Raw genomic sequence first — 15,816 nt, 5'->3', positions numbered from 1 at the left:
CCTTAATTTTAAAACTAAGTTTTTATATTATATAATTAATTTAAAGAATTGGAGAAAATTATGGCCGAAACAATCGAAAAAGTAATTGTAATTAATATTTCGGATTCTCCAACAGGTTCATCGGATGGGCTTGTTGATTTTTTCGGACCCAGTGGCCCCATCAGACTATTGGCAAAAGGGATTAATAAACCCGAATCAAAAAATAGAGCTAATTTATTATTGGGCTCGTGTGTAGAAATTGAATATTTTAAAGCGAGACAAAAAGGATCAATCGGAAGGTTAAAGAAATCGACAACATTATACTCGTTGGATTACTCAAACAATTTAAACCTAGTTTTTTTAACTAGATGTTTAAAAATCTTTAAATCACTAAAGTCAAAATCTTTACCAGTTTATAATGCATATTTTCAAATTATCCATCGATTAGGTGAAGGGTTAAATAAAAGGCTATTGCTATTTATTCTTGCACAATCGCTGAGTTATTTTGGTATTGCTCCAATAACATCTAAGTGTTGTGCATGCTCAGGTTCTTATGATTTATGTGATTTTAGCTATTATGAAGGTGGTTTTTTATGTTCGAAACACAGCACGAGTCAAAGATGAAACAAAGAATTAAAATCAATTTATTATTTATTTAGCGACTTGGATAAATTTTTATCTATGTCAAACGATGCGATAACAAATTATCTATATGCAGAATTATTAGATCATTTGGAACATAATGGTATTAACATTGAGTTTTTAAGAAATTAATTTTAACCAATACACACATTTTTCAGTTAAAAAAGGAAATCATAAACCTTAATTACTGAATTTATTTTGTGTTAATGTTTCCTTATTTAATATTTTATCTATTATCTAATAATTGATTAAAAGGTATAATGTAAAATACTTAATAAATACAAAAATAGAGGAGATATTTATGAAAATAGGATCAAGTTTGGTTGCTATTGAAGCAATCAAAAAATACAAGAATATTGTCATTTTTCATCATGTTCGTCCCGATGGAGACTGTTTAGGTTCTCAACACGGATTAGCACAAATGATTAAAGATAATTTTCCTGAAAAAAATGTTTTTACACCCGGTGATAATAACGATACTTACAATTTTATGAATTATCAATTTGACACTGTGGAAAACATCGATTTCAATGATTCGTTAGCAATTGTTGTTGATGCATCAAGTTCAGATCGTATTCAAAACGGTGATTTATTATTAACTGATAAATTTACTGCCAAATTAAGAATTGATCATCACCCAAACGGTAGTGATGTTGAATACGATTATCTTTTCGTTGATGAGCACTATGTTGCTGCGGCGGAACAAGTTGCACAAATTGCTTTTGACGCAGGTTGAAAAGTTAGCGAAAAAGCTGCTAAACACACATTTTTAGGAATAGTTACCGATTCTGGAAGATTCATGTATGCAGACACATCACCTAGAACATATAGATTGGCCGCATTCCTACAAGAACAAGGCGGAATTGACCCTTCTCAATTGCACAGAGAATTAGGAAAAAGAACAGTAAAGGATATTAAATATTCTGGTTACATTCTTTCTAATTTTAAAAAGCAAGGAAGAGTACTTTATTTTCTAGCAACTAAAGCCGTTCAAGAAGAATTTGGTTTTAATGACCTTAAAGCGGCAGTTTCAGTAAATGAATTAGCAAATATAGAAGATAACGCATGTTGAGCATTTTTTGTCGAACAAGCAGACGGTTCAGTTCGTTGTAGATTGCGGTCAAATGGACCGTTAGTTAATGAGGTTGCTAATAAATATGAAGGTGGCGGACACGCCAATGCTGCTGGATGTACAATAAAATCATTTGACGAAGTTGACCAAGTGGTTCGTGAATTAAATGATGCAATTACAAGATGGGAGGCTAAATAGTGAAAATGGAAAATACAGGCACATGACAAGATGCCGCTAAAAAATTAGAACAATATGACTCAATCGTAATTTTTCACCACATTCGTCCTGACGGAGACTGTTTAGGAAGTCAATTTGGTCTTAGAGAATTATTAAGGGAAAATTACCCAAATAAAAAAGTTTATGCTATCGGAAATTCAAGCGGTTTATTTAGTAACTTTTTAGATTTAGATTTCGACGAAATACCATCAGATGAAATTTTGAAAAAATCGCTTGGTGTCGTTGTTGACGCAAACCAAAAAGAAAGAATTTTTAATCGTGAAGTTTTAGATAAAAATTTATTTGCTGAAACATTAAGAATTGACCATCATCCAAATGAAGATGATTTAGATAAAGTTACTGTTTGATTAGAAGAAAACAGAATTGCAGCTGCTGAAATGATTGCTGAATTAGCATTTCAAATGAAATGAAAAATTACAGAAAAAGCCGCAAATTTTGTGTTTCTTGGAATAGTTACTGATTCTGGTAGATTCCAGTTCTCAGATACTTCTGCAAGAACTCACGAATTAGTTGCGCACTTATATAAAAATAATTTAAACGCAGAAAAAATATTCCTTGGACTTGCACAAACAAGTTTAGAAGACTTAAAAGTTCAATCAACTTTAATGTCATCACTAAAAACAAAAGGTCAAGTTGCATATATTCAGGTTGATTACAAAACGACAGCAAATCTAGGTAAAAAACCTAACGATATGGCTCGTCCAAATATGATTGGTAATATTAAGGGATACCCAATTTGAGTTTCGTTTAACGAAGAAGAAAACGGTATGATTCGTTGTGAATACCGTTCGAACGGACCAATCGTTAGAAACGTTGCTTTAAAATGAGGCGGCGGAGGACACGACCGCGCTTCAGGTTCGATGATTTCAACTTTTGATGACGTTGAAAAAGTTATCGATGACTGTAATGAAGAAGTATTACGTTGACAAAAAGAAAATAAATAGGAGTTATCATGGCAAAATTTAATCGTATTTTTATGATCGTTACAGACGGTTTGGGAATTGGCCCTGACCGCGATCAAACAGCATTTGGTGATAAAGGCGCTAACACCATTTTATCTGCTTCAAAAAGCGCAATGTTTTTCATAGATAATTGAAAAAAACTTGGTATCGGTAATGTAACCACATTAGAAGGAAATTACCATGTACGTAAACCATTGGCATACATGTCAAGAATTCAAGAAGTTTCAAATGCTAAAGACACTTTGGCAGGTCACTGAGAAATGATGGGTATCAAAACATTAGTTCCATTCCCAACATTTACCGAAAATGGTTTCCCAGAAGACTTAGTTGCTGAATTATCAAAAGCATTTGACGGACGTAAAATTATTTGCAACAGAAGCGGTTCCGGTACAGAAATCATCGACGAATTTGCTCAAGAACAAAAAGAAACTGGAGCAATTATTATTTATACTTCAATGGACTCAGTTCTACAAATTGCTGCTCATGAAGAATGAATCGGATTAGACAATTTATACCGTTATGGAAAAGCAGCTAGAGAAATTTGTTCATCTAGACCAGAATGAAATGTTGGTAGAATTATTGTTAGACCTTTCATTACAGATGAAAATGGAAAATACAAGAGAACATTTAATCGTCACGATTACGCAAACCAACCTCGTGAATTGATTCTAAACGATTTACAAAGAGCTGGTGTTGAAGTCGTTGCTGTTGGTAAAATTAATGATATCTTTGTTGGTCAAGGTGTTTCAAGAGCTATCCATTCAGATGGGGATGCTCACGCAATGGATATCACAATTGAAGAAGCAATGAAAGACACAGTTGACAAATTTATTTTCACAAACTTAGTTCAATTTGACTCACACTATGGACACCGTAGAGATGTGGACGGTTATGCTTCAAACATTGCTTTATTAGACTCAAAAATCGGGGCTTTAATTAATGCAATGAAAGAAGATGATTTATTGATCATGACATCAGACCATGGTAATGACCCATTATATCCTGGTTTCAACCACACAAGAGAAATGCTGCCTTTAACTATATTCTCTAAATCATTTAAATCTCCAAAAGTATTAAAAGATGTTGAGGGATTAGGAACAACTGGTAACATAGTTGCAAGAAACTGAAATTGTCCTATTGTTACTGAAACCGGTGATGACATTTTCGATCAATTAGTTTAATTTAAATTTTCTTTAAACACGTATAAAAACGTGTTTTTTTGTTTATTATGCAGAATGGTTTTCATGATAAAATACTCCCGAACAAGGAGGAATATGAATAAAACTATTTATTTAGCTGGGGGTTGTTTCTGAGGAATTGAAGCCTATTTTTCAAGAGTGTCAGGAGTAATAGATGCAGTTTCTGGGTATGCAAATGGATTAGATGAAAATGCAACATATAAAAATTTAAAAAATACCCTGCATGCCGAAACCGTGAAGGTTGTATACGACTCAAATTCAGTATCGTTGGGAGAATTATTGCTTCATTTCTTTAGATTAATAGATCCCGAATCTTTGAATAAACAAGGAAATGACATCGGTACACAATATAGAACCGGAGTTTATTACACCAAAGATGAAGATAAAATATTTATTGAAAAAATATTTGACACAAAAAAGAAAATTTTTAAGAATTTTTGTGTTGAACTGCAACCATTAAAACATTTCGTTGTGGCAGAAGATTATCACCAAGATTATTTAGATAAAAATCCTAGTGGTTATTGCCACGTGGACTTAAATACTGATTATAATCTTGATGAAAACGAAAATAAAATTTTGAAACAAATAAACAATGAGCTTAATTTATCATCATTAAGTTTTGATGTGTTAAAAAATAATGCTACAGAAAGACCGTATACATCTGGATTGAACAAAGAATATAGACGAGGTATTTATGTTGAGCAAATTAGTGGTGAAGCATTATTCTCATCGAGCGATAAATTCGATGCCGGCTGTGGATGACCAAGTTTTTCTAAACCTATTTCGAAAGACAGTGTTGAATATTTAGAAGATAATTCACACAACATGGTACGTACAGAGGTGAGATCTGGTGTGGGAAATAATCATCTTGGTCACGTGTTTAACGATGGCCCCGAAGACAAGGGTGGATTAAGATATTGCATTAATGGCGCAGCATTAAAGTTTGTTCCATATGAAGAAATGGATGAAGCGGGATATTCAGAATATAAAAAATATTGTGAATAAAAACAAAAAACCGGAGTGTTATTCCTGGTTTTTTAAATTCAACAGATCGTCCCTATAATTCCTGTAATTATCAAGAGTTCCGAATTTTTTAATATGAATTTTGTCCTCAATCACTGTAGTTAAAAATATAAGTGCGTTAAAAATTAATAACATAATAACCAACATGGTTCGACCAACTATCAATGAAATATAGTAATTGTGTGCTTCGGCTATTGTTATATTTTTTGCTAAAGAATAAGATATTTCATCAAAACCAAACACCATTAAGAAGTCAGCAATAGGTACGATTGTTTGGGCTAACATTGCAAGTCCAACAAAAATTACAGTTACGTAGGCAAAGAAATTGAAAAAACGTTGTTTGTGTTTAATTTTTACTTTATTTGTTTTTTTATTTTTTATTGCTCCGAGTATTGCAAAAGCAATAAAAACAAAAGTGAACACAGTTATTCAGTTAGCTATTAAATCTGTAAAAGCATATAATCTAGACATTGCTTTAAATGGATCGCTACTATAAATTAAGTATGATTCATTAACCGGGAGATATAGCAGAGCACCAATAATAGTAAATACAATATTTGAACCCAATCCAATTATTAATGAGTATATTATGCCAAAAACAGGTTTGTTTGGATTGAGTTTTCCGATAGATTTTTTTCAAAACGGTAATTCACCCTCAGCTAGTAGCGATTCAATAAATCTTGGCATTCACATTGCAAAGCCATTTATTATTCCCATAACGCCGATAGCGATTGCAATATTTATTAAACCAAAAAATATTCGTCCGGGATTTAAACCCATTAAGTTTTCGATATAACCTCTCATGTTTGTAAATGACCCGCCGTTAATTGACATTGAAATAGCAATTGCTACATAAATAATTGTTACAATAATCAATCCCAAAGATAAAGCTAATGAAGTTTTTTCAGGACGCTTCATTTCACTTTGCATCCCCGCAGCAATATAAAAACCATCATAAGCAAAAAATATTGCGCCAACTGATAGAAATACTCCAATAAATCCACCTAGACCACCATACTGAATAAATGTGCTACCAGTTTTAATATTAAATTCATGTTGTTTAATGCCCAAACTTATTTCGTTTACACCACCTTTACCAGTAAAAGCAAGCGTAAAACCAATTATAGTAATAAAAACCAGTGGTAAAAACTTAATGCATAAAACAACAATATTGTGTGCGCTACCAATTTTCGAATTTAACACAGGGAGCAATAAGAAATATAATCCCATCAATGTTGTAATTGAAAGTCATATAAGCCAGTCATAATTTGTACCAAATGTTAATGCATGTTTATTTGCTAATGCCCCAGCGCCATCTTGAATTGCCATTATTACATACACAGGCATATAAAAAAAAGTTAGTGGTAAAGTTAGATAAACCATGAAATTTTTGCTTGCTTTATGAACCCATCTTGAATTAAAGATTCTATTTCATCCAATTATTGATAAATTATCGTTTTTAATTCCTGCTATTTCCGTAAGTGCTAAAGCCATTGAAATAACCGCAAATGAAGCAATGATTCAACACACAATCGCCAAAATTAATGAACCTCTTGAATTTTGTAAAACTTCTTCTGATTTGAAGAAAATTCCAGCTCCAATTGAACTGCCCATAACAATCATCATCGAACCAAAAAAACTAATTTTTTTCTTAGTAGATATTTTGGTGTTTGTTTGTTTATTATTTATTTTGTTCATTGGGTGCCTCACATATTAGTTTGAATTATACCAAAAACGCTTTTTTTGGAGCTAGGTTATTTTTAAACTATATTTTTTATTTTTATCAGTATAAATTCAATATTTTAGGTCAAAAAAGAATAATTTATTCCCTATATTTATATTTGGTATTTATATTAGAGTATAATAATTAAATATATATAGGAAGGGTAATATGATTAAAAAGATTAAAGGCACAAGAGATTTATCTCCAGCGGAAATGAATATTCATGAATTTATAAGAGCAACATTTATTAAGGCTGTTAGAAATTACAATTTCAACTTAATTGATACACCAATTATTGAGCAAGCTCAATTATATAAACGTTCGGTAGCAGGTAGCGACATTGTTAAGAAAGAAATGTACGAATTTAAAGACAAAGGTGAAAGAGAAATTGCGTTAAGACCAGAAGGGACAGCTGGTTTCGTAAGAGCTTTAATTGAAAACAAGTGATATGCCACTTTAAAAACCACTAAGTTTGCATATTTTGGTCAGATGTTTAGATATGAGCAACCACAAAAAGGACGTCAAAGACAATTTTATCAAGCTGGCGTTGAATCAATTGGGGAAGCTAATGTTTACGCGGACGCCGAATTAATTATTTTAGCGCACTCAATATTGCAAATTTTAGGATTGAGTTTCATACTGAAAATTAATACAATCGGTGACTTAGAATCAAGAAATAATTATCAAAAGGAATTAAAAAAATATTTGGAACAATATAAAGACCAATTAACGGAAGATTCTAAAGCTCGTTTAGAAGGCAATGTTTTAAGAATTCTGGATGACAAGGTTGATGGAAATAAAGACTTTGTTAAAAAAGCACCTAAAATTAACAAATTTTTATCTGAATCTAGTAAAAATCAATTTGAAAAGTTGGTTCAAATTTTAGATGAAGCAGGAATTAACTATCAAATTGATTACTCATTAGTAAGGGGCCTTGACTATTATGATGAAACTGTTTACGAATTCGTTTCTACCGCTCAAAATACTGGGAGTCAATCAACATTGATTGGCGGAGGTAGATATTCTAATTTAATCAAAGAATTAGATGGACCAGATTTATGCGCTAGCGGTTGAGGGTTTGGTGTTGATAGAACTGCTGAAATTTTAACTGAGCAAAATTTAGAAATCAATAATGATGATGTTGAAGTTGTAGATATTTTGATTGCTTCAACACAGGAAAAATACTTAACCCCTTTATTTTGTTTATCAAACGAATTAAGATCCTATGGCATCAAAATTGAATACTTAAAAGATGTTTCAAAAAGTAAAAAGATTTTTGATAAAGCCAAAAAATTAGGCGCAAAATATGTTATTTTTGACGATTTGTTCGATAATAATGAACTAATTGTTGTAAAACACATTGAGACAAATGACAGGATTTACTTTTCATTAACAGAAGAAGGATTTGTGGATTTACTAGATTTCCTAGCCGAATCTGGATTGCAAAGTGTACAAGACTTAGAATTATTTCTTGAATAAATACATAGGAGAAACAAATGAGTAATAAAGCAAGCCAAAATATAGAAACATGAAAAAACGATTTACTTGACTTAACATACAGAAATAAAGCGTTGAATTATTCACTAAAGACATCAAAAACGCAATCGAAATTAGAAGTTATTTGTCCAGACTTAAAAACAATATTAGATTACGTTGGTTCTGAGAAGATAGAAATCGCTAATTTAAGTTTTGATTCTGAGTTTAATGAACAGCAAAAAAACTTAAAAATAGTTAAATTAGATGATGTGATAGACAAAATTGGCGCTTGCAAACCCAATACTCTTTATTCAAACGTTGACTACGAAGACCAAGCAATAATATTGAAAAAGATTAACAAAAAATATCTAGATTTTATTGATCAATATTCAATTAATACATTGTTTTTAAGTTTTGGTATTTTAAAGTGAAGCGAAGCAGAAAATAATACTTCTATTTCCGGGTTTGTTTATTCACCCTTAATGTTTCTTCAAGCAAATTTGAAATCAAAGAATTTAAAAAATCAAACACAGTATCATGTGCTTTTTGATGATGAATTTACTTTAACTCCAAATTTAGCACTAATCAGAAAACTTTCAGTTATTTATGGTATTAATATAGATATTAATGCTATTGATAACTGTGAAAATAATTACGCTAAGTACAATAATTTTGTTGAACAACTAACAACTAATTTTAGAAGTAATGATTGGCAAATAGATAACCGCATATTTTTAGATACTTTCAGTTTTTCAAAAATCAATATGTATGTCGATTTAGATGAAAATGAAGATAAAATAGTTGAAAATGAATTTATTAAGGCACTTTCAAATGAAGAAAATGATGGCATCAATGATTTTGATATTATCAATGAAGACAATGTTGAAACTAAAATCAATATTAATGAATACTATCATGTTCTTGATTCTGACTCATCACAGGAAGTTGCAATTCAATCTGCAATTCAAGGAGAAAGTTTCATTTTGCAGGGTCCTCCAGGAACTGGGAAGTCACACACAATTACAAATATCATTACTGAATTATTAGCCAGAAACAAAAAAGTTCTATTTGTGTCAGAGAAAAAAGCGGCTTTGGATGTTGTTTATAATAACTTGAAAAAAATACAATTAAACGATTATGTTATTCCTATTCATAGTTTAGATTTAGATAAAAAAGCAATTTTGAAGGATTTGGATGACACTCTTGAAAAAGGTAAACTGAATTATCAAGTTGCAAGTGATCCAATATCTAAATTTACTAATGATTATCTAGCCATAGTAGAGAGACTTAAAAAATATGGCTGAGAACTTTTAAAATTAAGAGCGCCTTTAAATAAAAGCTTATATAAAATGATTGGAAATTTTTATAAATTCGATAAGGTTTCAAATCTACAATTCAATATCAATAATTTTCTAAATATTGATTCTGAAAAGCTAGATGAATTAAAAATTAATATTAAAGAATTACAAGATTACATCAATCATTTTGATAAAAACCCAATTTTGAATGTCTGATGAGGGCTAAAATTAACTAGGTTAAGCGAAATCGAAAAAGAAAACTTCTTTTCACTAATTGAAATTATTGGTCGAAACATTGATGTTGTATATTCTGACTTGACAAATAATCATAAATTTATTACGTTTAATGATGTCTCTTATATTAAGAATATCAAATTTCTTTTTGAATTATTCACTCATTTAATGTGTATACAAGGAAAAATTGATACATCTGTATTTCAAATAAACAATTATGACAATGAAATAGCTCAATATTCAAATATGACTTTAAATCTAGAACAAAAAATTAAATTATTAGAGAAAAACAAGAATATTTTTAGAGAATCAATTATTTCGGAAAATATACTTGAATTTGAAACAATTTTTAACAAGTATCATAACAAGTCATACAGATTCTTAGTTTCTAAGTGGCATAAAGCTAAGAAAATTATCAAAAAACATTTCTTGACCAAAGATAAATCAGTCATTGAAAATGTTCTACCCGATTTAATTGAATTAAAAAGATGTGAAAATAATTTTTGGAGTTCTTATAATAATTCTAATTTCAAACCCAAAAACAAAAATTTACAATATTTACAATCTATATATAAAATGATTGTCTTTGCTTCAAAAACTAAACTTTTTTCTGCAATTTCTGATTTTTCAATAGATATACAAAAAATGGTTTATATTTTTAATGAAGACATACGCTATAGAAATGAATTATTGAACAGTTTAAACAAATTGAAAAAGTTTCAAGATGATTTCAAGAGAATTTCAGATGTTTTTGACGAAAATATTGCTAATTTCGATTCATTAAGTAAAAATGATTTAAAAATAAAATTATCTCAATTTGCTGTTTATAAAGACGATTTTACTTCAATGTTATCCCTTGTATCTTCAATCAATAATATCAAGAAATATTCGTTAGATGATTTTGTTGAAAAAGTGTTAAATGGCAATTACAGAAAAAATCTTTTTGAAATATTTATGAAAAGATTTTACAAAATATTAATAGATCATTTTATTAATGAGTGCTTTGTTGATTTTAATGGTTCTAAACTTGAAACCTTAAGAGATAATTTTATAAATGTTGAAGCGAATGTTCAACAATTAGCAAGAGCGAAAATTATTGCAAATTTAAACAACAATATTCCAAATGCTTCAGGTTTGGGTTCCAAAAATCTTGAGGTTAAAATATTGAAGTCTGAAGTAAATAAATCAAGAAATAGAATGTCCTTTAAAAAATTGTTTGAAAAAATACCAAATTTAATGTTGCAATTAAAACCTTGTTTAATGATGTCTCCCTTATCTGTTAGTGCTTATTTAAAAGATAGTGATATTTTGTTTGATACAGTAGTTTTTGATGAGGCATCACAAGTCAGACCGGAAACCGCTATTGGTGCAATTAGCCGCGCAAAACAAGTTATTATTGTGGGCGATTCAGAACAATTGCCGCCAACTAATTTCTTTAACACAATAGATCAAAACGATTATATTGATGTTGATGATGAAAATGATATCTCGGTTAAAGGTTTTGATTCAATCCTTGATATGTCTAATATTGTTTTAAAAACCATTAAATTAAGATGACACTATCGCTCACTTTATGAAAATTTAATTTATCCTTCAAACAAGGAAATATATCACGATTTAATAACATTCCCTTCATTAACCGAACCAGGTAAATACGAATCAATTAATAAAATCAAAGTTGAAGGCGTGTTAGTCGACCGTAAAAATGAAGTGGAAGCTGATAAAACTGTTGAAATTATCAAAGATATCATTGATACATACGGTTCTAATGTTACACTAGGTGTTGTGACCTTTAATACCGAACAACAGTTATTGTTAGAACGAAAAATCGAGAAATTTAAGCAATCTAATCCAATGTATAGTAGCTTTTTTGATCGGGATAAAGAAGACCCATTTTTTGTTAAAAATATTGAAACTGTTCAAGGCGATGAAAGAGAATTCGTTATCATAAATTCAGTTTACGGTCCTGATGAAAATGACAAGATTTCTATGAGATTTGGTCCTATTAATCACGATAATGGCTATAAGCGTTTAAATGTTGCTTTTACACGTGCAAAAAGAGGCATAGTTATTATTACTTCATTGGACGCTAGTGATATCGATTTAAATAGAACCGACTCAAGAGGCGTTAAATTTCTTAAAAAATATTTAGAAATCGCAGAATATGGTATCGACAAAACTGTTGATTACGTAAATGATTTTAATTCTTTTGATTCGCCTTTTGAAGAAGAGGTTTATAGAGAATTAACTAATGCCGGATATAAATTAAAAACTCAGGTCGGGTGTTCAGGATTTAGAATTGACTTAGCTGTTGTTGACCCAACAAACCCAAATAGATTTATCCTTGGTATTGAATGCGACGGAGCAACATATCACTCTTCTAAAACGTCTCGTGATAGAGATAGATTAAGACAACAAGTTCTTAATGGTCGCGGTTGACACATTCATAGAATTTGATCTACCAGTTGATTTACAAATAAAAAAGCAGAACTCAATGCTATATTAAAAAAATTGAGTGACATTAAGAATGGTAAAGATTATACATATAATATTCTGTCTAAAAACTCGGAAATTGCCTCGAATTCATATTTAAACGTGACCGAGAAACAAAACCTAGAATTAAATTTTGATGTACTTCCTGAGTTCAATAACGAGCAAATAGCCGGAATAGTTAGAAATTATCACATATCAAACTTTGCATCTTCAATAGATCTTTCCCATACACTAATAAGAATTGTTGAAGATTTATTGGTTAAATATCAAGTTATACACTCGTCTATAGTCAAGAGAATATTGACTTTCTTGTGCAATCGTCAATCATTTACTTCATTTGTCAAAAGATTTTATGATTCATTCCTTAGATACTCAAGTGATATAGCACATTTGAATGGAGAATTCTTCATACATTCCAACCTAAACTATGAAAACATCACCTTCAAAAAAGGCGAGACTCAAAGATCACGCGAGACCGTTTACTATTATGAATATGTTCATTTGGTAAAAACTATATTGCAAATGGTTAATTCTATTGAAAAAGATTCATTAATTAGAATTATAAATGAGCAATTAGGTTACAAATCTCTAAATTTAAAAAACAAAGAATATTTTAATAAAATCTTAGAAGATTTAGTTGATAACAATATTATTACCAATCAAGACGATGTTTATCAACTTAATTAATAAAAAAATCACTCCGGATGACGCACATATGTCTCGGAGTGATTTTTTATGCGGCATAAAGCAAGAAAACCGCATAGGTTTATGTGTTTTACTATTCAGGATTGTTGTACCATTTCGTGCACAATCGGATATCTTCACGTTTCCAATCGCGTTTAAAATTTATTTAAATTTAATTTTTACTAATAAAATTTGAACGAACCCGACCAAGTTAAATTATTAGGGTGATATATTATGCGCTTTGCTTTAGAAAGGCATTAGAAAATTGCGACGATTTATAAACAAATATACTATTAATAAAATATAAAATAAATTGTAGTAAAGAGAGTGTTTTATATATGAATGAAATTAAAAAATAAATATAAATAAATTGTGTTTTTTGAATCCTGTTGGCATAAACACGACTCTATTTTATAACCCTGACAAATTTGCGATAATCATTTTTTCATTTATTTTGTTTTAAAATCACAAAATCATAATTAAATTATGGTTGTTTTTTATTAAAATTATCTAAAAATAAAGAATCAACAGCTTTTAACTCTAAAAATCCATTTTTTTGTTTTTTTATAATTTGTTTCATTTCATAATGGTAATATTTCCAATTTTGCAAAAATGTGGATGTTTTGCATATTTTTAGGAGTTAAACAAAAAAATGCACCTAAATGCATTTTAATTATAATCGCCATCTCATTCGAATTCATATTCAAATATTCTAACGGTATCCCCTTGTTGGATACCTTTTTTAATAAGATCATCTCAAACACCTATTTTCTTTAAAATGTTATTAAATCTAAGTAGGTTGTCATAACTTACTAATGGGATTTTATCGTATAGCTTCTGGATTCTTGGTCCAGAAATTTCGAAATATCCTGCGTAAGGGTTGATAATTTTATATTCTTCTTCAAGCGAGATTTCGACGACTTCGTCCTCTTGAACTTCTTCGATTGGTTTTAATTTGTTTGCTTCAATTAAGTTTCATAATTCTTTTTTAACTTCGTTTAAATTATTCATGTCTAAAGCTGAAATTTGAACTATTTTAACATTTGGGTATTTTGCAACAAATTTTTCGTAATGTTCTTTAAATTGCGGTAGATCGTTTTTATTCGCAATTACCAATTGATCTTTGTTTTCTAAATGTAAACTATAGCTTTTTAGTTCTTCATTAATTGTTTCAAAATCTTCAATCGGATCTTTATATTCACTACCAAAATCAATGATGTGAGCAATAACACGACATCTTTCGATGTGTTTTAGGAATTGAATTCCTAATCCACGACCTTGAGATGCGCCTTCAATTAATCCAGGTAAATCTGCAACAACAAATGAATTATCGAAGTATTTAACCATACCTAATTGCGGAACTAACGTTGTAAATTCATAGTCGGCAATTTTCGCTTTTGCATTCGAAATTGCTGAAAGTAATGTGCTTTTTCCAGCGGATGGTTTACCAACAACCCCGACATCCGACATTATTTTCAAAATGATATGTGCGTCGTATTTTTCGCCACGTGTACCATTTTCGCAAATTCTGGGAGCGGTATTACGTGGTGATTTAAATTTCATATTACCGCGACCACCTTGACCGCCTCTAGCGACTAAATATTCTTTAGGCTCGATAATATCCGCAACTACTTTACCATTATTATAAACGACTGTACCGATTGGAACGGGAACGTATTTATCTTTTCCCGCAGCTCCATATAAATTTTTTGGACCTCCGTTGACTCCGTCATCGGCAGTTATTTTTTTGTTTCCATAAAGAGATAAAAGTGTATTTTTTCCAAGGTCACCAACGAAATAAATATTTCCGCCACGACCACCATCGCCGCCGTCTGGTCCTCCCTTGTCAACATGCGCTTCTCTTCTGAATGAAATCATTCCATCGCCGCCTTTTCCGGCAACTAATTGGATTTTAATTTCATCAATAAATCTAGCCATTTATTACCTCCTTACTTTACTATATTAATTATATTTTATTCTTTTGATGAGTTAAATTTAGATAAATAATCTAATATTGCAATTCCTAAACCGTGTTCTTGAACTGATCTGGTTACATATTTTGCTTTTTCTTTAACTATATCTTTCGAGTTATCCATTGCGTATGAATAATTGAAACGTTTAAACATTGAGAAATCGTTTTCTGAGTCCCCGATAACCATAACGTCATTGTTTGAGTGATTTTTGAATATGTTTTCTAACATTCATAAAATCGCTCTACCTTTCGATGCCCCATAAGGTAAGATTTCAAGGTTCATATGTGTTTTTATTAATTTAACATCTAAACCTTTTAATAATTTGATTAATTCATCAACATTTTCGGTTGTTTCAAAATAAACTTCGATTTTCGAAACATTTTTAATGTCTTGACCTTCATATAATTCGAATTGGTCAAAAGTTTCATATCTGAAGTAGATTCTGTTTAAAAACTCTTTATCTTCGTCTTTAAAAATATAAAAGGCGTCTGAACTTCAGCCGGCTGCTGAAACTTTATGTTCTCTAAAAATATCAAAGATTTTTTTAACAACTTTTGGGTTAATGAATTCTTCTCTTACGAATTTGTAACGTTTAAAATCATAAATTTGAACGCCACTTGAACCGATTATGTAATCAGCATTAACAAGTTTTGCAAGTTTGAACATCTTAGGACAAATAGGGTTTCCAGTTGCAATATTGAAACTTAACTCGTTGTTTTTGATTATGTTTAAATTGTAGTTTGAGACGTAACCGTTGCTTGTGTAGATAGTTCCGTCAACATCACTAAATACTATTGGTTTCTTTTTCATAAAAGCCCCTT

At 30.3% G+C, this 15,816-nt stretch carries 10 protein-coding genes; 7 read left to right on the top strand and 3 right to left on the bottom strand.

Features of this window, described 5'->3' with window-relative positions; all coding sequences use genetic code 4:
- The first annotated feature begins 60 nt into the window (after nt 1-60).
- The 5 genes from recO to msrB all read left to right on the top strand — a co-directional run bounded on the left by recO (nt 61) and on the right by msrB (nt 5,096).
- The gene (gene recO / locus HLA87_RS00975; protein ID WP_171111041.1) at nt 61-753 is read left to right on the top strand and encodes a DNA repair protein RecO; all 693 of its coding nucleotides are present in this window, start codon (nt 61-63) and stop codon (nt 751-753) included.
- A gap of 169 nt (nt 754-922) precedes the next feature.
- Nucleotides 923-1,891, top strand: coding sequence for a bifunctional oligoribonuclease/PAP phosphatase NrnA (gene nrnA / locus HLA87_RS00970; protein ID WP_171111039.1), 969 nt, complete (start codon nt 923-925; stop codon nt 1,889-1,891).
- 5 nt (nt 1,892-1,896) lie between these two features.
- A complete protein-coding gene (gene nrnA / locus HLA87_RS00965; protein ID WP_171111037.1) occupies nt 1,897-2,874 on the top strand; it encodes a bifunctional oligoribonuclease/PAP phosphatase NrnA in 978 nt (325 codons plus the stop codon).
- An 8-nt stretch (nt 2,875-2,882) separates the two neighbouring features.
- Entirely contained in the window at nt 2,883-4,073 is a 1,191-nt protein-coding gene (locus HLA87_RS00960; RefSeq protein ID WP_171111035.1) for a phosphopentomutase, read from the top strand.
- Between the two features lie 93 nt (nt 4,074-4,166).
- On the top strand, nt 4,167-5,096 hold the full coding sequence (gene msrB, locus HLA87_RS00955; protein ID WP_171111033.1) for a peptide-methionine (R)-S-oxide reductase MsrB: 930 nt from the start codon (nt 4,167-4,169) through the stop codon (nt 5,094-5,096).
- 18 nt (nt 5,097-5,114) lie between these two features.
- Here msrB and HLA87_RS00950 read toward each other — a convergent pair whose 3' ends face one another.
- On the bottom strand, nt 5,115-6,812 hold the full coding sequence (locus HLA87_RS00950; RefSeq protein ID WP_171111031.1) for an APC family permease: 1,698 nt from the start codon (nt 6,810-6,812) through the stop codon (nt 5,115-5,117).
- A gap of 193 nt (nt 6,813-7,005) precedes the next feature.
- Between HLA87_RS00950 and hisS the strand changes: the two genes are divergently transcribed.
- Both hisS and HLA87_RS00940 read left to right on the top strand, forming a co-directional pair.
- Nucleotides 7,006-8,316, top strand: a complete 1,311-nt coding sequence (hisS, locus tag HLA87_RS00945; protein ID WP_171111028.1) for a histidine--tRNA ligase — start codon at nt 7,006-7,008, stop codon at nt 8,314-8,316.
- Nucleotides 8,317-8,333: 17 nt separating this feature from the next.
- A complete protein-coding gene (locus HLA87_RS00940) occupies nt 8,334-13,025 on the top strand; it encodes an AAA domain-containing protein (RefSeq protein WP_171111026.1) in 4,692 nt (1,563 codons plus the stop codon).
- Between the two features lie 666 nt (nt 13,026-13,691).
- Here the strand turns inward: HLA87_RS00940 and obgE are convergent.
- Both obgE and HLA87_RS00930 read right to left on the bottom strand, forming a co-directional pair.
- Entirely contained in the window at nt 13,692-14,960 is a 1,269-nt protein-coding gene (gene obgE, locus HLA87_RS00935; RefSeq protein WP_171111024.1) for a GTPase ObgE, read from the bottom strand.
- Between the two features lie 35 nt (nt 14,961-14,995).
- Nucleotides 14,996-15,805: an HAD-IIB family hydrolase gene (locus HLA87_RS00930; RefSeq protein ID WP_171111022.1), complete on the bottom strand. Its 810-nt coding sequence runs from the start codon at nt 15,803-15,805 to the stop codon at nt 14,996-14,998.
- Between the last annotated feature and the right edge of the window lie 11 nt (nt 15,806-15,816).

The sequence above is a fragment of the Mycoplasma miroungigenitalium genome, from assembly GCF_013008635.1.
In the GTDB taxonomy this organism is placed as follows: Bacteria; Bacillota_I; Bacilli_A; order Mycoplasmatales; family Metamycoplasmataceae; genus Mycoplasmopsis; species Mycoplasmopsis miroungigenitalium.
Note: the sequence above shows the minus strand (reverse complement) of the source record. Positions and strands in the feature narration are given on the sequence as shown.